General features: G+C 64.9%; 21 protein-coding genes and 1 pseudogene. 13 read left to right on the forward strand and 9 right to left on the reverse strand.

From position 1 onward, the window contains the following. The first annotated feature begins 182 nt into the window (after positions 1-182). The 8 genes from AXW83_RS24025 (at position 183) to AXW83_RS24060 (ending at position 10,309) form a co-directional block, all read left to right on the forward strand. Positions 183-1,037 (forward strand): LysR family transcriptional regulator, encoded by an 855-nt coding sequence (locus AXW83_RS24025; RefSeq protein WP_168166152.1) that lies wholly within the window; start codon positions 183-185, stop codon positions 1,035-1,037. 940 nt (positions 1,038-1,977) lie between these two features. Then, positions 1,978-3,879 carry an ABC transporter substrate-binding protein gene (locus AXW83_RS24030; RefSeq protein WP_066618415.1) on the forward strand — a complete coding sequence of 634 codons (1,902 nt, stop codon included), beginning with the start codon at positions 1,978-1,980 and terminating at the stop codon, positions 3,877-3,879. 101 nt (positions 3,880-3,980) lie between these two features. Beyond that, on the forward strand, positions 3,981-4,985 hold the full coding sequence (locus AXW83_RS24035; protein ID WP_066618418.1) for an ABC transporter permease: 1,005 nt from the start codon (positions 3,981-3,983) through the stop codon (positions 4,983-4,985). Continuing rightward, positions 4,985-5,848, forward strand: coding sequence for an ABC transporter permease (locus AXW83_RS24040; protein ID WP_066618421.1), 864 nt, complete (start codon positions 4,985-4,987; stop codon positions 5,846-5,848). Before AXW83_RS24035 ends, AXW83_RS24040 begins: the two co-directional genes overlap by 1 nt. After that, positions 5,845-6,855: an ABC transporter ATP-binding protein gene (locus AXW83_RS24045; protein ID WP_066618423.1), complete on the forward strand. Its 1,011-nt coding sequence runs from the start codon at positions 5,845-5,847 to the stop codon at positions 6,853-6,855. The genes AXW83_RS24040 and AXW83_RS24045 overlap by 4 nt, the downstream gene beginning before the upstream one ends. Next, positions 6,852-7,697 carry an ABC transporter ATP-binding protein gene (locus AXW83_RS24050; protein WP_066618425.1) on the forward strand — a complete coding sequence of 282 codons (846 nt, stop codon included), beginning with the start codon at positions 6,852-6,854 and terminating at the stop codon, positions 7,695-7,697. Before AXW83_RS24045 ends, AXW83_RS24050 begins: the two co-directional genes overlap by 4 nt. Further along, positions 7,694-9,229, forward strand: coding sequence for an arabinosylfuranosidase ArfA (gene arfA / locus AXW83_RS24055; protein ID WP_066618427.1), 1,536 nt, complete (start codon positions 7,694-7,696; stop codon positions 9,227-9,229). The genes AXW83_RS24050 and arfA overlap by 4 nt, the downstream gene beginning before the upstream one ends. Positions 9,230-9,244: 15 nt before the next feature. After that, complete coding sequence (locus AXW83_RS24060) at positions 9,245-10,309, forward strand: ArsR/SmtB family transcription factor (protein WP_082767375.1); 1,065 nt, start codon at positions 9,245-9,247, stop codon at positions 10,307-10,309. On the opposite strand, the pseudogene AXW83_RS27370 reads toward AXW83_RS24060, so the two are convergent. The 8 genes and pseudogenes from AXW83_RS27370 to AXW83_RS24095 form a co-directional block, all read right to left on the reverse strand. Next, positions 10,267-10,374: pseudogene (locus AXW83_RS27370) on the reverse strand (transposase); the annotation flags it as partial. The gene AXW83_RS24060 and the pseudogene AXW83_RS27370 overlap by 43 nt on opposite strands. Positions 10,375-10,783: 409 nt before the next feature. Next, positions 10,784-11,593, reverse strand: coding sequence for an alpha/beta fold hydrolase (locus AXW83_RS24065; protein WP_066618428.1), 810 nt, complete (start codon positions 11,591-11,593; stop codon positions 10,784-10,786). 25 nt (positions 11,594-11,618) lie between these two features. After that, positions 11,619-12,410 (reverse strand): alpha/beta fold hydrolase, encoded by a 792-nt coding sequence (locus AXW83_RS24070; RefSeq protein ID WP_236841759.1) that lies wholly within the window; start codon positions 12,408-12,410, stop codon positions 11,619-11,621. Between the two features lie 42 nt (positions 12,411-12,452). Continuing rightward, complete coding sequence (locus tag AXW83_RS24075) at positions 12,453-13,232, reverse strand: ABC transporter ATP-binding protein (protein WP_236841760.1); 780 nt, start codon at positions 13,230-13,232, stop codon at positions 12,453-12,455. Further along, positions 13,222-13,962: an ABC transporter ATP-binding protein gene (locus tag AXW83_RS24080; RefSeq protein WP_066618432.1), complete on the reverse strand. Its 741-nt coding sequence runs from the start codon at positions 13,960-13,962 to the stop codon at positions 13,222-13,224. The genes AXW83_RS24075 and AXW83_RS24080 overlap by 11 nt, the downstream gene beginning before the upstream one ends. Continuing rightward, positions 13,959-14,951 (reverse strand): branched-chain amino acid ABC transporter permease, encoded by a 993-nt coding sequence (locus tag AXW83_RS24085; RefSeq protein ID WP_066618434.1) that lies wholly within the window; start codon positions 14,949-14,951, stop codon positions 13,959-13,961. The genes AXW83_RS24080 and AXW83_RS24085 overlap by 4 nt, the downstream gene beginning before the upstream one ends. Then, positions 14,948-15,808 carry a branched-chain amino acid ABC transporter permease gene (locus tag AXW83_RS24090; RefSeq protein ID WP_066618442.1) on the reverse strand — a complete coding sequence of 287 codons (861 nt, stop codon included), beginning with the start codon at positions 15,806-15,808 and terminating at the stop codon, positions 14,948-14,950. The genes AXW83_RS24085 and AXW83_RS24090 overlap by 4 nt, the downstream gene beginning before the upstream one ends. A 24-nt stretch (positions 15,809-15,832) precedes the next feature. After that, the gene (locus tag AXW83_RS24095) at positions 15,833-17,065 is read right to left on the reverse strand and encodes an ABC transporter substrate-binding protein (RefSeq protein ID WP_066618445.1); all 1,233 of its coding nucleotides are present in this window, start codon (positions 17,063-17,065) and stop codon (positions 15,833-15,835) included. Positions 17,066-17,356: 291 nt separating this feature from the next. Between AXW83_RS24095 and AXW83_RS24100 the strand changes: the two genes are divergently transcribed. Both AXW83_RS24100 and AXW83_RS24105 read left to right on the forward strand, forming a co-directional pair. Then, positions 17,357-17,992, forward strand: a complete 636-nt coding sequence (locus tag AXW83_RS24100) for a GntR family transcriptional regulator (protein ID WP_066618447.1) — start codon at positions 17,357-17,359, stop codon at positions 17,990-17,992. Positions 17,993-18,018: 26 nt separating this feature from the next. Further along, positions 18,019-19,551, forward strand: coding sequence for an aldehyde dehydrogenase (locus tag AXW83_RS24105; protein ID WP_066618449.1), 1,533 nt, complete (start codon positions 18,019-18,021; stop codon positions 19,549-19,551). Positions 19,552-19,555: 4 nt separating this feature from the next. Here AXW83_RS24105 and AXW83_RS24110 read toward each other — a convergent pair whose 3' ends face one another. Then, the gene (locus tag AXW83_RS24110; RefSeq protein WP_082767377.1) at positions 19,556-20,578 is read right to left on the reverse strand and encodes a LacI family DNA-binding transcriptional regulator; all 1,023 of its coding nucleotides are present in this window, start codon (positions 20,576-20,578) and stop codon (positions 19,556-19,558) included. A gap of 150 nt (positions 20,579-20,728) precedes the next feature. Between AXW83_RS24110 and AXW83_RS24115 the strand changes: the two genes are divergently transcribed. From AXW83_RS24115 to AXW83_RS24125, 3 genes are read left to right on the forward strand one after another with little or no spacing between them, the layout of a single operon-like run. Further along, the gene (locus AXW83_RS24115; RefSeq protein ID WP_066621168.1) at positions 20,729-21,619 is read left to right on the forward strand and encodes a dioxygenase family protein; all 891 of its coding nucleotides are present in this window, start codon (positions 20,729-20,731) and stop codon (positions 21,617-21,619) included. A 10-nt stretch (positions 21,620-21,629) separates the two neighbouring features. After that, entirely contained in the window at positions 21,630-22,376 is a 747-nt protein-coding gene (locus AXW83_RS24120; RefSeq protein WP_066618451.1) for an SDR family NAD(P)-dependent oxidoreductase, read from the forward strand. A 19-nt stretch (positions 22,377-22,395) separates the two neighbouring features. Continuing rightward, a complete protein-coding gene (locus AXW83_RS24125) occupies positions 22,396-23,301 on the forward strand; it encodes a beta-keto acid cleavage family enzyme (RefSeq protein ID WP_066621170.1) in 906 nt (301 codons plus the stop codon). Positions 23,302-23,311: the final 10 nt, after the last annotated feature.

Below are 23,311 nucleotides of genomic sequence, written 5' to 3' on the forward strand. Positions count from 1 at the left end.
AACATCCCCTTTTATGTGGCGAACCTCGACCGCGCGGAACGTCTGGCGTGGCGCTGAACAGGGAGAAGCGTAACACCTGCGCGAAGCCGAATGAAAATAAGAACTCTTGGCGCCTCGATAGCCGACCGCTATCGTCTTTGCCCATGCGCTACACTTTCGGTCAGGCTGAGGCTTTCTATTGGGTGGCCCGGCTCGGAGGGTTCCGGGCCGCAGCAACCCATCTCAATCTCGCTCAGCCAACCGTCAGCTTGCGCGTCAAGGAGCTGGAGCGAATTCTGGGAGCGGAGTTGTTCGACCGCGCCTTGTATCGGCCGGTGCCGACGACGCTGGGCAGCGCGATCTATGCCGATGTCGAGCGGATGCTCGCCCATGCCGAACAGGTTCAGCGCCGCTCGAAGGACGCGCTTCCGGGGCGCGGTCTCCTGCGCATCGGCGCCGCCGACTCTTTTGCGGCGCTGATCCTGCCCGATCTGCTGGCGGCGCTGGCTGCACGGCATGCAGCCCTCCAAGTCGACGTCACCGTGGATTTCAGCACGCGGCTGGAACAGCTTCTGCTCGACCGCTCGATCGATATCGCCTTCCTGTCGCAGCCCAGGGCCCACGCTGGAATCACGATCGTGCCCCTCTGGCTGATCGACCTCGTCTGGGTCGTGGGCAAGGACCTGCCCTTCGAGGGCGACGTCGCCACGCCGGAAAATCTGGTTGACCTGCCAATCTTCACCAACAGCTCGCCCTCGGGCCTATTTACGACGATCCAGATGTGGTTCGGCACCAAGGGGCTCAAACCCCATCGGATGAACACCTGCAACCCGCTGACGGTGATCGCAAGGCTCGCCAACGCCGGCACCGGCGCGGCCTTGATCCCGCGCGAGATGATCAGGGTCTCTGGCGACGATCTCTCCTTGCGCGTGCTGGAGACGAAGCCGCCGATCCCGTCCCACAATCTCTGCGCAATGTGGTGGGACAATGAGTCTGCCGCTGAATGCAGCTATCTCGCTGATATCGCCAGAGAGATTTCAATCAGATTGCAGGAATAGAGAACGCGCGGGAGACAGGCGGAAACCTCCGCAAGAAGCTTGCAGTGCCGCTGGGCGGCATTCCGAGACGCGCCAAAGCCAGACGCCGGTTCTCTTTCCGAAAGCAGACGTGCCCTGCATATCCGAAAACGACACCTTCCCAACAGCCGCCGCCGAAACCAGACTCCTGGAAGGCATTTGATCGCTTGGGCTCTTTGGTGCCGCCGATAACAGACTCGGGTCTGCGCGATACGGACAGTGGGAACCATCGTCACCGCCGGCTGTTAGCCCGGCATGGCACACAGCAACAACTCCATACTCACAAGCATGCTGGCGAAAGGTTGGGGCGGTTACGCCGGGGTGATGATGGAGCCGCCGCGGCAGCTAGCTTTCGATTTCAGGCCTCCGGGGCCGGCATGCCGCCGTCAAACCCATCGTCAGGCATGACCGCAAAGCCGACCATGCATTTGATTGAAATCGGACCACTCAATCGGGGCAGGCCACTTCTGTCTTGAGCCGCAACTATGCCCGAACGCACGCAATCGTCCCGACTTCGCTTCGCCTCGGCTGGAGCCAAGCGAGCGATACTGGCCCGTCTCCATCTACCGATTCTGCACCACATAGCATGGACGAGAATGGATTCTTCAACCGGAGCGTCGCCGACCTGACCTTCCTCCCGATCTTGGCGCGCCAGGACGGCCAGAACCCAGAATATCGTTCGCGGTCTCGCCGGATCGCCGAAGTATTAGTCCGAGAGCAATCTCGGTGGCGCGACGAGCGGCACTGCCGGATGTGGCGAGGTCCTAAAATACGATTTGTAATATCTAAATTTTTCAATGATTTATGCCATTCATATCTAACCTTCTGATATGGACCACATCCATCGTTGCCCCCCTTTTAGGCACCGCCTAAGCTCGTGTCATCGAAGGGCGAACAACGCCCCGTCTTCAGGGAGGTGACGATGACGCGCCTACGCGCCTGGCTGCTAACGGCCGCGCTGCTTGCGCCCGCAATACCGTTCTTGCCGACGCCGGCGGCGGCCCAGGGCATTCCGCAGAACATTCCCCGCAAGGAACTCCTGATTCTCGAGAATCCGGAAGGGACGATCAAGAACGCAGCCTGGTTTAACATCTGGGCGATCAACGCCGGCAGCCAGTCGAACGGGCTGCAGCAGGCGGCGCTCGATACCCTCTGGTACATCGACCCCGAAAAGGGGCTCGACGGCGCCTGGGACAATTCCCTGGCTGCCGAGAAGCCGGTCTACAACGCCGACTTCACCGAGATGCGGGTCAAGCTGCGGCGCGGCCTGTTCTGGAGCGACGGCGTCGAATTCACCTCCGCGGACGTCAAGGCGACCGTCGACATCCAGGTCAAGGCGGGGAGCATGCGCTTCTCGGCGGTGCTAGCGAACAACGTCGCCTCCGTCGAAGCGCCTGATGCCGAGACGGTCATCTTCAAGCTGAAGAAGCCCAATTCGCGCTTCCACACCAACTTCACCGTGCGCTGGGGGGCGATCTGGATCCTGCCCAAGCATGTCTTCGACAAGGTCGAGGATCCCGCGAAGTTCGACTTCAACAAGCCGGTCTCGCTCGGCGCCTATACGCTGCACTCCTTCGATCCTGACGGGAAATGGTACATCTGGCAGTTGCGCGAGGACTGGCAGCGCAGCTCGCTCGGCCGGTATGGCAAGCCGGGACCGAAATATCTCGCCTATATCGACCCGGGTCCGCCGGACAAGCGCGTCATCGCGCAGCTCAATCATGAGCTCGACGTCATTCACGACATCGCACCCGAGGGCATGTTCACGCTGGCAAAGCAGGACAAGGGCACCCGCGCCTGGTTCAAGGGCTTCCCCTACGGCCACCCGGATCCGACCCTGCCGGCGGTGATCTTCAATACCCAAAACGAGCACCTGAAGAACCGCGACGTCCGCTGGGCGCTGGCGCTGATGATCGACGTCAAGGCGGTGACGATGGCGGCCTATCGCGGTGCCGCGACCATCTCGGCGATCGCCGTGCCGCCGACCGGCATTCATCCCGAGGCTTATCACAAGCCGATGGAGGCCTGGCTCAAGGATTTCGAGATCGATACCGGCAAGAGCAAGGTCAAGCCCTATGATCCGACGGTCGGCAAGCAGATCGCCGACATGCTGCGTCCCTCCATGGGCGACCAGATTCCCTCCGATCCGGCAGTGATCGCCAATTCCTTCGGCCTCGGCTGGTGGAAGACCAATGTCGCGGCGGCGGGCGAACTGTTGACGCGCGCCGGTTTCCGCAAGCAGGGCAACCAATGGCTGACGCCCGACGGCAAGCCCTTCGTGGTCAGGCTCATGGTCGAGGGCGACCTCCGGCCGGTGATGACGCGGGCCGGCACCATGATCGTGCAGCAATGGAAGCAGGCCGGCATCGATGCGCGCATCGACGTCGCGCAGGGCACGCTGCTGACGCGGCGCGCGGCCGGCGATTTCGATGCCTTCATCGGCTGGAGCGTCGAGACCTGGGGCGGGCACCAGGACCTGTCCTATTTCATGGACAGCTGGCATTCCCAGTTCGTCGCCGAGCCCGGCAAGCCGCAGCCCTTGCGCAACTGGCAGCGCTGGACCCATCCCGAGATCGATAAGATCATCGAGGATATCCGCAAGATCGACTTCGACGATCCCAAGGGCGTCGAGCTCGGCCGCGACTACGTCAAGCTGATGACCCGCGAAATGCCGATCATCCCGCTGATGGCCTACAACGTCTTCACCGCGATGGATCAGACCTACTGGAAGGGCTACCCGACCGCGGAAGACCCTTACGCCAATCCGGTCACGAACTGGGGCAACTCGCGCTACATGTTCGTGCGCCTGAAGCCGGCCAATTAAGGAACCCGGGCCGCCTCGCCGGGCGGCCCGCCTTCTTCCCAAGACAATCGCCAGCCGGTGACGCCCCGCGTCGCACGGACCGGTGGAGCTTTCGGGATCGCATGAGCGCTTACCCTGCCTATCTCGCGAAACGTCTGGCCCAGTTCGTCATGGTGGTTTTCATCGGGGTCAACCTGGCCTTCGTGATCACCCATGCCTCGCCGATCGACCCGGTCGAGCAGTCGATCGCGGTCGTGACCTCCTTCGGCAGCACCGCGCCGGAGGCGATCGCGGCGATGCGCTCCTCGCTGCAGGAGCTCTACGGGCTCAAAGGCACGCTGGCCGAGCAATACCTTACCTTCTGGAGCCGGGTCGTGCGCGGCGATTTCGGCCCCTCTCTTTCCGCCTTCCCCACGCCGGTCTCGGCGCTGATCGGCCGGGCGCTGCCCTGGACGGCCGGGCTGCTAATCGTCTCGACGCTCATCACCTGGGTGCTGGGCAACCTGCTCGGTGGGCTCGCCGGCTATTACCAGCGCAACCGCACGCTGAAACTGATGGGCGTCGTCGCCATGGGCGTCCATCCGATCCCTTACTACATCGTCGCGCTGCTGCTGCTCATCGTCTTCGGCTTCCTTTGGCCGGTGCTGCCGATCACCGGCGGGTCGGCGATGAACCTGCAGCAGGGCTGGAACTGGGCCTTCATCTCGAGCGTGGTCCTGCATTCCATCCTGCCGGCGCTGTCGCTCATCCTGATCGGGCTCGGCAGCTGGTTCCTCGGCATGCGTTCGCTGGTCTCCAACATCGTGACCGAGGATTATGTCGTCTATGCCGAGACCGCCGGGCTCGACAGCCGCAGGGTGCTCGGCTCCTACGTGATGCGCAATGCGCTGGCGCCGCAGGTCACCGGGCTCGCCATGTCGCTCGGCGGCATCTTCAACGGAGCCGTGATCACCGAGAAGGTCTTCGGCTATCCCGGGGTCGGCACGCTGCTGGTCGATGCTGTCTATGCCGGCGACTACGGGCTGGTGCTCGGCGTCACCACCGTCTCGATCATCGCCGTCTCGGTCGGCGTCCTCGTCATCGACCTGCTCTACCCGCTGATCGACCCGCGCGTGGAGCTGCGCTGATGCTGGCGATCCTGCGCGACCTCCTCCGTTACAACCTCGAATTCCGCATCGGGCTCGCGCTCGTCGCCATCGTGCTGGTGATGGCCGGGCTCTCCTTCGTCTCGCCTTATCCGGCGGGCGACGTCTTCGTCGTGCCGCCCGACATGCCGCCCTCAGTCACCTACTGGCTGGGCACGACCTCGCGCGGGCAGGACGTCTTCTGGCAGCTCACCCTCGCGATCCGCAACACCCTGGGCTTCGGCATCATGGTCGCCGTGCTGTCGCGGGTGATCGCGATCGTCGTCGGCCTGCTTGCCGGCTACAGCGGCGGCTGGATCGACCGCGTGCTGATGTCGATCAACGACACCTTCATCATCATCCCGCTCTTCCCCATCCTCATCCTGTTCTATTTCGTGCTGCGCGACACGATGTCGACGCCGCTGCTAGCCACCATCATGGCCTGCCTCGGCTGGGCCTATGACGCGCGGCTGATCCGCTCCATCGCGCTCAGTCTGAAGACGCGCGAGTTCACGCAGACGAGCATCTTCTCGGGAATGAAGACGCACGAGATTCTGGCGCGCGAACACCTGCCCTATGTGCTGCCGATCGTGTTCTCCACCACGATGAACAACATGAATTGGTCGATCGGCATCGAGGTCACGCTCGCCGTGCTGGGCTTCACAGACATCAACACACCGACGATCGGCGGGATGATCTACTGGGCCAACCAGCATACCGCTCTCGTGGCCGGCATCTGGTGGTGGATCGCCTTTCCGGTGGCGCTGGTGGCGATGACCTTCATCGGCCTGTTCCTGCTCGCTGTCTCGATGAACGAGTATATCGACCCGCGCAGCCGCCTCGCCCGAATGGGAGGCAGCCGATGAGCGATGCGGGCAATGCGGTGCCGGTGCTGCAGGTCCGTGACCTCCAGGCGCATTTCCGTACCCATTATTTCGGCGTCAACCGCGAGGTCAGGGCGGTGGACGGCGTCACCTTCGAGGTCAACCGCAACGAGATCTACGGTCTTGCGGGCGAGTCCAGCTCCGGCAAGACGACCCTGGTCAAGACGATCGCGGGGCTGCTGAAGCCGCCACTCGAAATGGTCGGTGGTTCGGCCCGCTTTTCCTTCCTGCCGGATTGGGACGCGATCGGCCGGGCGCCACCGGACGTGGTGCGCGCCATCCGCTGGCGCCACCTCTCCTACATCATGCAGGGCTCGATGAACGTGCTGAATCCGCTCAGGCGGGTCAGGTACAGTTTTCGCGACTTCGCCTGGCGCCATCTCGGCGGCAGCAAGGCCGAATTCGACTCACGGGTCGTAGCGCATCTGGAGCGCGTCAAGCTCGATCCGTCTGTGCTCGACGCCTATCCGCACGAGCTTTCCGGCGGTATGCGCCAGCGCGTGGTGATCGCGCTCGCGACGATCTGCAGGCCGGATTTCATCATTGCCGATGAACCGACCACGGCCCTCGACGTGGTGGTGCAGAAAGACGTGCTGGCGATGATCCGCACGATCCAGTGCGAGATGGGCTCGAGCGTACTGTTCATCACCCACGACATGGGCGTCCATGCCGCCCTGACCGACCGGCTCGGCATCATGTATGCGGGGCGGCTGGTCGAGGACGGCGAGACGCCCGAGATCTTTTCGCGGCCGCTGCATCCCTATACGCGGCACCTGATCGCGAGCCTGCCGCGTATCGGCGACACGCAGCAACGCGAGGGCCTCGAAGGGACCCCGCCCAATCTGGCGGCGCCTCCGCCCGGCTGCCGCTTCCATCCGCGCTGTCCGCTGGCGATGCCGATCTGTGTAACCACCGCGCCTGCCATGATCGAGACCCTTCCCGGCCACCGGGTCGCCTGCCACGCCGTTAACGAAGGGGCGGCGGCATGAGCGCGCTGCTCGAACTCGACCGGGTCAGCAAGAGCTTCTCGCGCGGCGGATTGTTCTCGACGCGGCGCGTAGAGGCTGTGAAGGAGGTGAGCTTCGCCCTCGATGCGGATAAGCCCGAGATCTTCACCGTGATCGGCGAGTCGGGCTCGGGGAAGTCGACCCTGGCGCGGATGATCCTCGGCATCCACGCGCCCAGCTCCGGCCAGGTCAGGCTCGGGGGACGCGACGTTGCGACCTATGAGCGGCGCGCCTTCATGGCCGAGGTCCAGCCGATCTTCCAGAACCCGTTCGAGGCGTTCAATCCGCTGAAACGGCTCGACCGCTATCTGTTCATGACGGCCGAGCGCTTCGGCGGCGCGACCGGCACAAGCGCAGTCGAGGGACCGGTCGATGAGGCGCTACGGCAGGTCGGACTGTCGCTCCCGGAAATAAAGGGCCGGTTTCCGCACGAACTCTCCGGCGGCCAGCTGCAGCGCGTCGCCATCGCCCGCGCGCTCGTCGCAAAGCCCAGGTTGATCGTCGCCGACGAGCCTGTCTCGATGATCGACGCATCGCTGCGCATGTCGATCGTCAACCTGTTCGGCCGGCTGCGCGACGAGCTCGGGCTGTCGATCGTATACATCACCCACGATCTCGCCACCGCCTACTACATTAGCGACCGGCTGATCATCATGCAGGAGGGCGTCGTGGTCGAGCAGGGACCGGCTCGCGCCGTGCTCTCGGCACCCACGCATCCCTATTCCCGCCAACTCCGCGACGCCGTGCTTACGCCCGACAGCGCCGGAGCCTTCCGAGCCACCCATTCACGCAAAGCGGTTAAAACCCCCGGAGCCACGTCATGAGACAAGCCAGCATCACGTTCGACCGCGCCTTCGCCATCGGCGACACCGATCCGCGGCTCTTCGGCGCCTTCGTCGAGCATCTGGGCCGCTGCGTCTATGGCGGCATCTACGAGCCCGGCCACCCCACCGCCGACAAGCGCGGCTTCCGGAAGGACGTGCTCGAACTCGTCAAGGAACTCGGCCCGACGATCATGCGCTATCCGGGCGGCAATTTCGTCTCCGGCTACAACTGGGAGGACGGCGTCGGCCCAATCAAGGACCGGCCGGCGCGCCTCGACCTCGCCTGGTTCACCACCGAGCCCAACAGCTTCGGCACCAACGAGTTCGTGGACTGGTGCCGGGCGGCGAAAATCGAGCCCATGCTCGCCGTCAATCTCGGCACGCGCGGCGGCGACGCGGCGCGCAACCTCGTCGAATACTGCAACCATCCCGGCGGCACGGCCTGGTCGGATCTTCGCATCAAGCATGGCTGGAAGAAGCCGCACGACATCAAGTTCTGGTGCCTCGGCAACGAGGTCGACGGGCCCTGGCAGATGGAGCACAAGACCGCGACGGAATACGGCCGCGTCGCGCATGAGGCCGCAAAGATGATGCGCTGGATCGATCCGTCGATCGAGCTCGCCGCCTGCGGCTCCTCCGGGCGCAACATGCCGACCTATGGCCGCTGGGAAGACGAGGTGCTCGAGCACACATTCGACCAGGTCGAATTCATCTCGCTGCACACCTACTTTAACAACTATGCCAGCGATACGAAGGCCTTCCTCGCCAGCCCCGACCTGATGGACCAGTTCATCGAGGAGGTCGTCGCGATATCGGACGCGGTAGCGGCGCGGCGACGCTCCGACAAGCGCATCATGCTGAGCTTCGACGAATGGAACGTGTGGTACCGGACGCGGCGCGTGCGGGCCGACCGCGTCAAGGAAGGGTGGCCGGTGGCGCCGCCGATCCTTGAGGAAATCTACTCCATGGAGGACGCGCTGGTCTTTGGCGGCGCCTGCATTTCGCTTCTCAATCACGCCGATCGCGTGAAGAGCGCCTGCCTCGCACAGCTCGTCAACGTCATCGCGCCGATCATGACCGAAACCGGTGGCCCGGCCTGGCGCCAGACCATCTTCTGGCCCTTCGCGCAGATGAGCCGGCTCGGGCGCGGGACCGTGCTCAAGGCGATCGTCAAATCCGAAAGCTACGCCGCCTCCTATTTCGATCCCAGGGGCAAGCAGGATCTCTTCTATCCGATCGACGCGCCGTATCTGAAAGTGTCCGTGGTCTGCGACGACAAGGGAGTCTCGCTCTTCCTGCTCAATCGCGACCTCGAACAGAGCGTCGAGGTGACCATCGATGCGCGCGGCTTCGGCAAGCTCAAGGTCGCGGAAGCGACTGAACTGCGCCACGCCGACCTGAAGGCGGTCAACAGCAAGGAGCAGCCGCTCAAGGTCAAACCAGCCACATTGAAGAAGGTCTCGACGAAGCCCGACAGCATCACGCTGGCCTTGCAGCCCGCTTCGTGGAATGTGATCAGGCTGGACAGCTGACAGAAGCCCGTGACGATGGACGAGAGCCTGCCACGACTCCAGCGCGGCCCCCGCGGCAATCGCCGCGATACATCAGGGGCGGTCAAGCCGCGTGACCTGGGCTTCCTCGTCGTCAACGCCGACCGGCAATATCAGGTGCTGCGCGGCTTGGCCTCTCCGGTCAGGCTTCGCATCCTGAGGCTGCTCAACCGGCAGGGCCCGAAGAACATCAATCAGATCGCGGAGATACTCGGATTGCCGCAATCGACGATCGTGACCAACGTCCAGGTGCTGGAGGAGGCCGAGCTGATCTCGACCTCGCTCGGCAAGGCCACCAAGGGTCAGCAGAAGGTCTGCGCCGCGCGCTACACCGAGATCGTCGTCAATCTCGACCCTGACGATCCGAGCCGCGAGAACAACGTCGTCGAGGTCGAGATGCCGCTCGGGCTCTATACGAATTCGGACGTCTCCGCCCCATGCGGCCTATGCTCGACTGAGCGCATTCTCGGCGTGCTCGACGTGCCGGAACTGTTTCTTGATCCGCGCCGCGTGCAGGCGGCGCTGATCTGGTTCGGTCGCGGCTATGTCGAATACAAGTTCCCCAACAATGCGAAGGTCCTGAACCGAAAGGTCGAGACGCTCGAGTTCGAGATGGAGATGTCGTCGGAGGTGCCGGGGACCAATTCCGACTGGCCCTCGGACATCAGTCTGTGGGTCAACGAGCGCAAGATCGGAACCTGGACATGCCCCGGCGATTATGGAGACCGCCGCGGCGCCTACACACCGCACTGGTGGAAGCTGGAAGGGTCGCAATACGGCATCCTGACGATCTGGCGCATCACGGCCGAAGGCACGTTCCTCGGCGAGCGCAGACTCAGCGATGTCACGCCTGCGGAGCTCGACCTCGACCGGCACCACTCGATCAAGGTGCGCATCGGCATCCACGAAAAGGAGGGCAGGCCCGGCGGCGTCAACATTTTCGGCCGCGGCTTCGGCAATCACAACCAGGACATCAAGATGCGGCTGCATCTGCACGCGATGAACGCGCTTCCCCACGCCTGGCTCACGCCGAGCCGCTTGGACACCTCTGAAACGGGGTAGCCCCGCTCAGTGATCTGTGCGACGGCGTCACGCTTGAAATCGTCGCTGAAATGACCGGGCCCCATCATGGCCTCCTTGCCTCAAAATTAGGGAAGAAGGCGTCCTCAAATCTAGGAACTATTCAATGCGCTGGAAACGGGGAGGGCGTTCTAAAGAGCTTGGCTGGCGATGGAGATGACCGGATTGGCCGCCTGTCCAATCTCGGTGCTGGCTGTTGGCCCCTGAGCAACCGCGCACTTGTCGAACGCTTTGCCGTCCCTCCAGATCGCCGGCTCGTGAACGTGTTTCGGGTGGGGGCCTCGACAAGTCGGAACCCGACGCGACATGCGCGTCTCGCTGTTCATGATCTTATTGTTTGAAAGACCGCATTATGGGCCACGACGAGCAAGGGCACTATCTGGCGTGATGGTGTGACCCCTCAAACAGGGCTGGCCCCAGCCCGACCTCCCCGCGACCGGCAGCAGGGCAGCACAGTCAAGGCTGCGCATTCGCATGACTCGCAAGCCACGCGTCCAAAGTGGACATGAACCGCTGCGGTTCCTCCATCAGGAAAAAGTGGCTGCAGCCGTCGAACATGACGGTCTTCGCACCGGGGATCCCCCGCGACATCCACTCCGTGCAGGTCGGCGAGCAGATCGGATCGTTGCCGCCGGCCATGATCAGGGTCGGGCAGTTGATCTCCGACAGACGATCCATCGTGTCGTGTTCGAGACAGGCATGGTTCTGGCGGATGTAGCAGGCCGGCAATCGCGTCTCCCCTCCGATAAGCGCCTCGATTCGAGCAATCTGGGCCGGCTCGCGGTTATAGAAGGCAAAGCCGACGAAGTTCTGGATCGAATGCCGGGCATGGTCGCCCCAGTTGCCTCGCCACTCGAGGACCTGGCGCATGTTGGTCAGGACGCGCATGCCAAGCGGGTCGAGCTTCGCAAATGAGGCGCACAGCACCAGCGACGCGACGAGATCCGGCCGCTCCAGAGCGATGATCTGGGCGACAGCCCCGCCCATCGAGCGGCCGACGATATGGGCCTGCGCGATACCGAGATGCTCCATCAACCCGATCGTGTCATGGGCAAGATCGGTCGTTGAGATCGGCTCATCGACCTGTGTACTGCGTCCCGCCCCACGGTTGTCGAACGCGATGACACGATGGCGCTGGCGAAGGCTGGCGACCTGTGCGGCCCAAGCGGAAAGGTCGCCAGCGAGGCCGTGGATCAGCACGACGGGCGGCCCCTCTCCCTCGTCGATATAGTTGATCTGGTAGCGTCCGATCGTGGCGACGGGCATCGGCTTACTAACTTTCGATAGGGGATCAGGCCTTGTCGAGCCCAAGGAATCCGGAGATCGCGGCGATGAAGCTCTCGGGCGCTTGCGCCATTGGCGCATGGCCGATACCCGGCAGCTCGACGAGCGTCGCGCCAGGGATCGCAGCCGCCAGTTGATGCGCCATGTCGGGTGGCGTCGCGGCGTCGAACTCGCCGACCACGACCAGCGTCGGATTCGAGATCGTACCCATCTCGGCGCTCAAATCGAGCCCCGCCAGCGCCTCACACGCTTGTGCGAAGAAGGCCGGGTTGGTCTTGACCAGTCCGGCGCGGCGCTCCGCCAGGATCGCCGGGTTCGCAGTCAGGAACTCTTCCGGGAACAGCCGTTTCATGGCGATGTCAACGACGCCTTCCATGCCGTGACCGCGCACGCGCTCGGCCATGATGTGGAACGAGGCCCGGCCCTGATCGGTGAAGCCGACCCCGGTGCCGGCGAGCACGAGCCGATCGAACCGCTTGCCATGGCGGATGGCCAATGTGCTGGCGACGAAGCCGCCAAGACCATTGCCGAGGACGTCGGCCTGGTTTCCGAGATCCATCGCGTCGAACAGCCTGGCCAGACGGTCTGCGACGCCTGCGATGGTCGAGCCCGCCGATGACGAGCCGCCAAAGCCGGGAAGGTCGGGCACAATGACGCGCCGACTACGGGCCAATACCGGCACGACCGTATCGAAAACCGACCGATCGGCCAGCAGCGAATGCAGCAAGATGAGCGGTTTGCCGGCGCCATGCTCCGCCACGTTCAGGATGGCGTCGTCGATCTGGATCTGAGTCATCATGTCCCCGCTTCTGGGTGGTGGTGTCGCATGGCGTGTCGCATCTCAGAACACGCCGAGATGCTGGTCGAGGAGTTGGGGGTCGTCATGGAGTGACGCGACCGACCCGGCGTGGACGACGCGGCCGCTGTTGAAGATCACGACGTCGTCGGCGATTTCGATGGCGAGCTTCAGATTCTGCTCGACCAGGACCACGGCGAGGCCTGAATCGCGCACCTGCTTCAGGACCGCTGCTACCTCCGCGACGATCTGCGGTGCGAGGCCCTCTGAGGGTTCGTCGAGCAGGATGAGGCGTGGATTGGTCATCAGCGCACGGCAGATGGCCAGCATCTGCTGCTCGCCACCCGATAGCGATCCGGCAAACTGGCGCTGGCGCTCCTGCAGGCGTGGAAAGGCGGCAAACACCCGCGCCAGCGTCCAGCCCGGCGCATCGCCCCAGCGCGGCGGACGCGCCGCGACGGTCAGATTCTCGAGCACTGTCAGCGAGGGAAAGATCCGACGTCCCTGCGGCACAAGACCGATGCCGCGATGCGAGATCGCCTCGGGTCCTAGCCCCGCCAGGTTGTCGCCAAAGAGCGTGATGCGCTGAGCCCGCGACTGGACGAGCCCGGCGATGGCACCGATGGCGGTTGTCTTGCCGGCGCCGTTGCGGCCGAGCAGCGCCAGCACGCGCCCGGCTCCAACGCGCAGGGACACGTCGTGCAGCACATGGCTCTCGCCATAGAAGGCGTTGAGGCCAACGCAGACGAGCGCGTCTGCGGCGACCGGCACTGAAGCCGGGATCGGACGGGCGAGGCTGTCGGTGGGCGATAGGTCAGTGGCCAAGATACACCTCCCTCGTCCGGGGGTCGGCCACGACCTCGGCGCGCGAACCCTCGACCACAATCTGGCCCCGCTGCATCAGCGTGATCTTGTCGGCGAAGGCCAAAGCGACGTCCATGTCGTGCTCGATCATGATGATGGTGACGCTGCGCGGGATCGCCTCGAGCACCTGCTGGACCTGGCTGCGCTCGGCGGCCGACAAGCCCGCCAGCGGCTCGTCGAGCAAGAGCAGCTTGGGCTGCTGCGCCAGCGCCATGGCGATCTCAAGCCGGCGGCGCTCGCCATAGCTGGTCTCGGAAACCAGGCGCTGCGCCAGGGGACCGAGCCCAACGAGCCCCAGCACGCGCTCCGCCTCGACCCAGAGCGCGGTGCGGGCGCTAAGCGGTGTGAAGGCCTCGAACCTATCCCGTCGCAGGCCGGCCAGCGCCATGACGACGTTGTGGGCGAGCGTGTTCTTCGGGAACAGGGTGATGATCTGGTAGGTCCGGGCGAGCCCCAGCTGAGCCCGCTGGTCGGGCCTTGCAGCGGTGACATCGTTGCCGAACAGGCGGATCTCGCCCTTTGAGACGGAGATGTCGCCGGTGATCAGATTGAACAAGGTGGTCTTGCCGGCACCGTTGGGGCCCAGCAGGAGCCGCCGCTCGCCGGGCGAGACCGAGAGCGTCACGTCCTTCACGGCCGGAAGCCCGCCGAAGAAGCGCTGCAGCCCGGTGATCTCGAGAGCTGCCGTCATGAATTGTGCTCCGCGGTCAGGGGAGCCGGGACAGACGCGGCCGGCCTGCGCCAGCGCGCGGTCAGGCGGCGGCTCCAGCGCGCGACGCCCGGCACCAGCCCCTCGGGCACGAACAGCACGATCACGACGAAGACGACGCCAAGCAGCATGACCCAGCGTGTGACGTAGACGCTGGCGACGTTCTTCAGGATCAACACCAGCGCTGCCCCCACGACGGGGCCAGTCAACGTGCCGGCACCGCCGGCGATCACCATCAGGAGGGTCTCGGCTGAGGTCGTCAGGTGCAGCGCCTGCGGGCTGACAAACTGGTGGTAGTAGGCATAGAGCAGGCCCGCCACGCCGCCCCAGACGCCAGCGTAGACGAAGCTGATCCACTGAATGAGCGAGACGTTGTAGCCGAGCGCGCGCATCCGGCGCGGTTGGTCGCGCGTTCCCGCCAGACTCTGGCCGAAGGGCGAGCGCGTGAAGCAGGCGATGGCGAGGAAGGCCAGCGCGAAGACGATCAGCACAAGATGGTAGAAGCTGGTCGCCTGGGCGAGGTCGATGCCGAAGGGCTGCGGTCGCTTGAGGCCGCCGAGTCCGTTGTCGCCGCCGGTGAAGCTCACCCAACGGAAGGCAAGACCCCACAGGATCTGGCCGAGCGCCAGTGTGATCATCAGGAAGCCGAGGCCTGTGGCGCGCAAGGCGAGATAGCCAAAAAGCATTGCCAGGAGCAGCGTGCCGCCGAGCGCGATGCAAAGCCCCGCAAGATGCCCGAACCCGGCATGGGCGGTGGCGTAGATCGTCAGATAGGCGGCGGCCCCCATATAGGCGGCGTGGCCGAGCGAGGTCAGGCCGCCGAAGCCCACGAGTAAATTGAGGCTCATCGCCAGGATCGAGGCAATCAGGATCTGACTTGCCAGGTTGACATAGTAGTCGGAGCCTATCGCTGCCGGGAGGAGCGCAAGCCCGATGACGGCGGCGAGCGCCAAGGCGATCGGGCGGCTCATGCCAGCCTCCGGCCAAGCAGGCCGGATGGGCGCAGCGTCAAGACGAGCACCATCGGCAGGAACAGGATGACATAAGCAAGATCGGGCAGCAGCGCTTGGCCGTAGCTGTAGATGAACCCGATGATAAGGCTGCCGATGAAGGCGCCGGTCAGGCTGCCGGCGCCGCCCAGGATGACCACGACCAGCGCCAGCGGCAGCATGTCGGAGTCGAGGCCGGGATAGACCGAGAGGATCGGCCCGGCCAGAACGCCACCGGCGCCCGCCAGCACAGAACCGAGGCAAAACACGGTGGTGAAGAGAAGCGATGTGCGGATGCCCATGGCGCGTGCCATGTCCATGTCGTCGACACCGGCGCGGATCATCGCGCCGAGACGGCTGCGCTCCAGCAGCAGCCAGAGCGCGACCGCCAGCGCGACCGCCACCGCGACAACGAAAAGGCGGTACTTCGGGAAGGCGACGCTGCCGAAGCGGTACACGCCCTCGAAGCCCGGCGGCATTGGCACGGGACGCGGATCGCCAGACCAGAGCCAGAGGCAGCCGTCGGCGATGATGAAGGCGATGCCAAGCGTCACCAGCACCTGCGCCAAGGGCTTGCCGCTGAGCCGGCGCAAGACCAGCCGTTCGACGATGCCGCCTAGCACGCCGACCACGGCCGCTCCCGCCAGCACCGCAAGCCAGAAGTTGAGCCCGGCATCAAGTGCCGCCAGCCCGACATAGGCGCCGAGCATGAAATAGGCGCCGTGGGCAAGGTTGGCGACGCGCATCAGCCCGAAGATCAACGAGAAGCCCGCCGCCAGGATGAAGAGGAGCGAGCCGAACGCAAGCCCGTTCAGGCCCTGGATAATCCAGAAATTCATCGCTCCCTCCCAGCCGGCACCCGCTCAGCGCGCGATCGGCTCGGGGTTGCCGCGGCCATAGACCGCGCTCTTGAGGAATGCCTCGGGCTTCCACGTCCAGAACTGGCTGACAGCCGGATAGGTCTTCAGCACGACGTTCTGCAGGCGGCCGTTCTTTTGCTCGACCTTGCGGATGGTGATGTCCATCAGCGGTTGGCCGAGCTCGTCGATCTTGACCGCGCCATAGGGGCTCTCGCTGATCTTGACCTCGCGTAGCGCCTTGATCAGGGCATCCTTGTCGTCGACCTTACCCTTGAGCTGGTCGACGGCGCTGGCGAGGAACTCGCAGGCCATATAGGCGCCGACGGTATAGTAGCCGGGATCGGCCTTGTACTTGGCGCGGATCGCCTCGACGAACTTGGTGTTGGCGGGAGTCTGGATCGCGGCGCTGTACCAGCCCGATGAGATCACGCCTACGGCCTCGGAGCCCATGCTCTTGAGCACCCCCTCGTCGACCGTCGTCATCGCGCCGATCACCGGCTTGGTGCTGCCGTAATTTTTGTACTGGCCGAGGAACTTGATGCCGTTACCGCCGGCGAAGGCAGCAAAGACCGCATCGACGTCGGGGTCGAGCTGGGTGACGTAGGAACCATAATCGGCGGTGTTCAGGGGCGGCCAGAGCTTCTGGACGACCTTACCGCCATTCTCCTCGAAGACCCGCTGGAAGCCGGCCGCGATCTCGTGCCCGAAGGCGAAGTCGTCGGCGATGATGGCGATCTTCTTGTAGCCCAGCTCCTTGGCGACGTATTCGGCCAGCGGGTGATGCGCCTGGGCGGAGGTGCCAACGGCCCGCACGAACCAGGGATTGGGCTTGCGCTGCGTCAGATCCTCGGCGGCTGCCGAGGGCGAGATGATCGGGATCTTGGCCTGGCGGATATAGTCGTCGATGGCCAGCGCTTCGAAGGCGGCCAGCGGCCCGATCAGCACATCGACCTTGTCGCGCTCGACCAATTCCTGCGCCTTGGTCTTGGTCAAAGCGGGCTGGCCGGCGGTGTCGGCGGTGACGACTTCGACCTTGCGGCCACCCATCATGCCGTTGCGCTGGTCGATGCAGAGCTGGAGGCCTTCCTCCATCTGACGGCCGCCGGCGGCGAGGGCCCCGGAGCGGACGGTCATGAATCCGACCTTGATCGGGCCCTGTCCCTGGGCCTGAGCGGCCTCGATGAGGAACCCGACCGAAAGCGCGGCGAGCGAGACGGTAGCAGTGAGCTTCAGCATATCAAATTCCTCCCAAAACTTGTTTCGTGATACTTTACATATCATCGCTTATTGGAAGCCTGCATCGCACCGTCCCTTGGGGGGTGTCAAGCGCTCAAACCATGTTCACATTCGGGGTGCATGGGCTGAATTTGCAATAAAGCATTGAATTAAATGGCTTATGTTGCTCTATTATCGCTTACCGATGATCGGGCGCTCTCCTGTCGCGGGGCTCTCACCGTCCGAGTTTTAAGTTGACCTAATATCTCACAGCTCGCATAATGGGGTATCAATGATGGTTTCAGAAAGACGATGAGACGGACCGAAATCCACAAGATCATGCGGCAGGATATCCTCACCTGCGCGCTGCCGCCGGGTGCAGAACTGCGCGAGCAGGAACTCGCCGCGAAGTTCGCTGTCAGCAAGTCGCCGGTGCGCGAGGCGCTGCAGGACCTCGTCCGCGACGGGCTGGTGATGGTGATGCCGCGCCAGGGCTACCGCGTCTCGCCGGTCTCGATGGCGGATGCGCACGACATGTTCGCCCTGCGCGAGGTACTTGAGCTCGCCGCCGTCACGGAGGCTGCCAAGACCGCGGGCGTCGAGATGCTGACCGGGCTCGACCGCTTCCGGACCTTCTCCGACGAAGTCTGGCCCGATTTCGTCTCCTACAACCGCGACTTCCATTGCGAGCTCGCGCGCTGCTGCGGCAACGCCCGGATGAGCCGCACGACCTGCGACCTGATCGAGGAGATGGACCGACTGGTGCGGCTCAGTGTCAGCGTGGTGCGCGGCCGCGATCCGCAGAAGCTGGTCGAGGAGCACGCCCGGATCATCGATGCGGTCCAGGAGCGCAACCCCAAGACCGCGGCGGCCCTGCTCAAGGCGCATATGGGCGCCGCCGAGCGTCGCTTCATGTCCGCCCTCGAATGGTCGGCCGTCCAGGCCTAACCCACAAAAAACTAGGAGGATTCCAGATGACCATTCACGCCCAGCCGCCAGCCGGTAGCGAGATCGAGACCCACGGCTTGTTCATTGACGGTCGCGAGGTGCCCGCCACCTCGCCCGCCCTGCTCGATGTGCGCAATCCGGCCAACGGACAGGTCATCGCCCGCATCGCCCATGCCGATGCTGGCGACGTCGACGGGGCGGTCAAGAGCGCCCGCGCCGCCTTCGAGAGTGTCGCTTGGGGGAAGATGGACATCCGCAGCCGGGCGCGGCTGGTCAATAAGATCGCCGACGCCTTCGAGGCTCATCTCGATGAGCTCTATTATCTCGAGACAATGAACAATGGCCGGCCGCTCAACGAGACCCGCGCCCAGCTACGCCGCCTGCCGGACTTCTTCCGCTACAACGCCGGCTTGGCGCTCTCGCGCCGTGACGCGGTCATACCCGTCGAGGGCAACTATTTGAACTACACGCTGCGCACGCCGATTGGCGTCGTTGGGAATTGCACGCCCTTCAACCACCCGCTGATGATCATGTGCAAGAGCCTGGCGCCGGTCTTCGCCTCGGGCTGCACCACCGTGGTCAAGCCCTCGGAATATACCCCGCTGACGACGTTGGCGCTGGCGCGGATCTTCTCCGAGGCCGGCCTGCCCGACGGCGTCTTCAACGTCGTCACGGGCCTCGGCCCCTCGACCGGCAAGGCGCTCTGCGAGCATCGCGACCTGAACAAGCTGGTCCTGACCGGCGGCACTGAAGCCGGTCAGCTCGCCGGCGCACAGGCCGGCCGCAACTTTGCTCACCAGACACTCGAATTGGGCGGCAAGACACCGGTACTGGTCTTCCCGGATTTCGACATCGACCGTGCGGTCAACTATGCCGCCTTCGGCGCGTTCATCGGCGCCGGCCAAACTTGCGTCTGCGGCAGCCGCCACATCGTCCATGAATCGATCTACGCCGAGTTCGTCGAGAAGCTCGCCGCCAAGGCCAAAACGATCCGCATCGGCGACCCGACCAACCCCGAGACGCAGCTCGGGCCGGTGATCTCCGAGAAGCAGCGCAACCGCGTCCTCACCTATGTGAAATACGGCCTGGAGGATGGTGCCCGCCTCGTCGCGGGCGGGGAGATCCCCGCCGATCTCGCTGAGAGCGGCGGCTATTTCGTCCAGCCGACCGTCTTCGCCGACGTCACCGCGAAGATGCGCATCTTCCAGGAGGAGGTGTTTGGACCCTTCACTTCGGTCACGTCCTTCTCGACCGAGGCCGAGGCGATCGCGCTCGCCAATGATTCACCCTTTGGCTTGGCGGCAGCGATCCGCACCAATGACATCGCCCGTGCCCACCGCGTCGCGGCCGCGATCGAATGCGGCATCGTTTGGATCAACGACCACCATCGGCTCGATCCGGCCTCGCCGTGGGGCGGCGTCAAGCTCTCGGGCATCGGCCGCGAATTCGGTCCAGAATCCTTCGACGATCATTTCGACACCAAGAGCGTCATGATCAACACCGGTGATCAGCCCTTCGACTGGTACCAGGACACCGCGGGCCAGCCGCGGCTGAACTGACGCCTCAGTGGCGCGGCGGCACGGTCGAGCCCCGCGCCACCAGCACCGGCTCCGTCACGATCTGCGGCGTCGCCTCTCTGGCGCCGCCGATCATAGCGAGCAGCAGGTCTCCGCTGCGCTCGCCCATTTCGCGATGGCTGATCCGGATGGTCGAAAGAGCGGGACTGACCATATCGACCAGGGGCATGTCATTGTGGCCGATCACCGAGACGTCGCCGGGACAGGACCGGCCCTGCTCGCGCAAGGCCTCGTAAACGCCGAGCGCCAGAAGGTCGTTGGCGGCGACCACGGCAGTCGCGTCTGGCCGCCTTGCGAGAAGTTCGCGCGCGGCGGGAAGCCCAGCCTCGCGCGTGAAGGCGGTGGCTTCGACGATGGCGTCTTCCCCCGCCGCAATGCCCGCAGCCGCCATCGCCGTGACGAATCCGAGCCGGCGCAATGATCCGGTGGACAGCGATTGCGGCCCCGCGACATGAACGATAGCGCGGTGTCCGAGCCCGATCAGGTGATCGACCGCCAGCTTCATTCCGGCGACGTCGTCGGACACCACCGAGGGCACCCGCGCCGAAGCCTCGGCACGGTTGACCAGCACGACCGGCACCTTCCAGTCGAGGCAGCGCGCCACCGCGTCGTCCCTCAGCGCGACATTGGCCAGCACCAGCCCGTCGACCCGGCGCGCCACCAGCATCTGCAGGATGTCGGGCTGCTCCAAGCGGTCGGGCGGCTGGTCAGCGACGATCAGCGCATATCCATGCGCCGCGAGCGTGCGCTCCAGCCCCGATATGATCGGCGAGAACACGGGATTGGCGATATCGGGCACGATGATGCCGATGAGCCGGGAGCGCCCGCTCCTCAGACTAGCAGCCGCCGCATCGGGCCGGTAGCCGAGCCGCGCCGCCGCCTCCAGGACGCGCTTGACCATCGGCTCGCCGAGCCGGTCGCGCTGCATAGGGTCGAGCGCGCGCGACACTGTCGAGGGGTGCACGCCCACCTCCCTCGCCACGTCCTTGATCGTCGCCAGCCCAGCCATGATCCGCTTGTAGCGGCCGCGCTTGACGGCTGCAATCGACTGCCATACGGTCTGCGCAATCGATTGCGCAGCCTGATGGTGAAGCGCAACGGCGGCCGGATCGGCCGCGACGCGGGAGCCGGCGGCACCATGTCCGGCCAGGGAGGTTCAATGATCATCGCGCGTCAGGAAGACGTGACGCAGGCCGTTCTCGCCGCCATGGACGGAGCCGAGGATGTGCGGCTGCGCACCGTGATGGCGTCGTTCGTGCGCCATCTCCACGCCTTCGCCCGCGAGGTCTCGCTGACCGAGGCCGAGTTCGAGCACGCGATCGACTTCCTCAACCGCATCGGCCAGGCGACCAATGACAGCCACAATGAGGGGGTGCTGTTTTCCGACGCCGTCGGGCTCTCGACGCTGGTCTGTCTTCTGAACAACGGCCAGGGCGGCGCCACCGAGACCGCCGCGGCGCTGCTCGGCCCGTTTTGGCGTGCCAATGCGCCGATGACGGAGACTGGCGGCTCGATCCTTCGATCGCCGACGCCCGGCGCCCCGCTCTTCGTCGACTGCCTCATCCGCGACGGGCAAGGCGCACCGATCGAGGGCGTTCGCGTCGATGTCTGGCAGGCCTCTCCCAGCGGGATGTACGAGAACCAGGACGAGAGCCAGGCCGACATGAACCTGCGCGGCGTCTTCACCACCGATGCGCAGGGGCGCTTCGCCTTCCGGTCGGTGAAGCCGGCCGGCTATCCAGTCCCGACCCATGGCCCGACCGGCGAGATGCTGGCCGCCCAGCAGCGCCACCCCTTCCGGCCGGCGCATCTGCATGTGCTGGCCTACAAGCCCGGCTTCAAGACTCTGATCACCCAGGTCTTCGTCGACGACGACGCGCATCTGGAAAGCGACGTCGTCTTCGGCGTGACACGGGCTTTGATCGGCGATTTCCGTAAAGGTCAGGGTCCAGCACCCGCCGCCGACGTGTCCGGAGATTGGTTCTCCCTCGCCTATACTTTTGTGATGGAGCAAGGCGACGCCGTGCTCCCGACGCCCCCTATCAAGTGAGCCGATCCCGATGACGCAAGTACTCGCAGGCAAGGTCGCGGTCGTGCTCGGTGGCTCAGGGGGAATCGGCGCCGCCGCCGCCGTGGCTCTGGCCTCGGAGGGCGCGCGCCTCGTCGTGACCTGGCGTAGCGACAAGGCCGCCGCCGACGCGGTCGTCGCGAGCCTGCCGGGCTCAGGCCATCTCGCTAGTCCCGCCACAGTCGAGGACAGCGCCTCGCTGGTTGCCCTTGCCACCGAGGTTCGTGAGCGGTTTGGCCGCTGCGATATCCTGGTCAACAGCGCCGGCTACACCCGGCCGATCCCGATCGCTGATCTCGACGCGCTGACCGACGACTTCATCGACGACATGTTCAAGGTGAACTGGCGCGGCCAGTTTGCCGCGATCCGTGCCTTCGCGCCGCTGCTCAAGGCCTCGGGCGACGGGCTGATCGTCAACGTCTCCTCGATTGCCGGGCTCAACGGCGTCGGCTCCAACCTCGCCTATGCCGCGATCAAGTCCGGCATCGACACGATGACGAAGTCGCTAGCCCGCGCGCTCAGCCCCGAGGTCCGAGTGATGTCGGTGTCGCCCGGCATCGTCGCGACCGACTTCGTGCCGGGACGCGACGCCGCCGCGCTGGAGAAGGTGGCTCCCACAATCCCGCTGAAGCGGGTTGCCACGGCACAGGATGTCGCCCGCGCGATCGCCGCCTGCGCGACGCATCTGACCTACTCGACCGGATCGATCCTGATCGTCGATGGCGGCAGGGCTCTGTGAGGCGATGACCATGCGCGCGATGCTTGACAAGGTCGTTATCACCTGCGCCGTCACCGGCAATCTGACGCGTCCCGACCAGACACCTCACCTACCGGTAACACCAGAAGAAATCGCCGATGCCTGCCTGGGCGCGGTGGAGGCCGGGGCCGCGATCGCCCATATCCATGTCCGCGAGCCCGGCACCGGCGCGCCCTCGATGCGGCTCGACTACTATCAGGACGTGGTCGCGCGCATCCGGGCCCGCAACAGCGCGCTGATCCTCAACATCACCACGGGACCCGGCGGGCGCTTCGTGCCCTCGCAGGACGATCCGAAGATCGCCGACCCCGGCACCACGCTGATGAACCCGGAGGAGCGCGTCGCCCATATCGCGGCGTTAAAACCCGACATCTGCACGCTCGACCTCAACACCATGAACTCGGGTGGCCAGGTCGTGATCAATACGCCCGGCAATGTCCGGCGCATGGCGAAGGTGATCCGCGCGGCCGGCGTCAAACCGGAGATCGAGCTGTTCGATTCAGGTGACATCGCCCTGCTGCACGATCTGCTGGCCGACGGCACATTGTCAGGACCGGCGCTGACCTCCTTTGTGATGGGCGTGAAATACGGCTTCCAGGCCTCGCCGGAAACGGTGCTCTATGCCCGCGGCCTGCTACCGGCAGGCGCGCATTTCACCGCGATCGGTATCGGCCGCTCGACCTTCCCAATGGTGGCGCAGTCGGTGCTGGCTGGTGGTCATGCCCGCACCGGCCTGGAGGACGCCGTCTATATCGACAGGGGCACGCTTGCACCGTCCAACGCCGCCATGGTCGCCAAGGCGCGGCTGATCATCGAGCAGCTCGGCGCGCAGATCTCCACCCCCGCCCAGGCACGCGAACTCTTCGGCCTGCCTTCGGTTGGCCCCTCGCCTGGACGAGCGTCATGACACGAAAACG

Source organism: Bosea sp. PAMC 26642 (assembly GCF_001562255.1).
GTDB lineage: Bacteria > Pseudomonadota > Alphaproteobacteria > Rhizobiales > Beijerinckiaceae > Allobosea.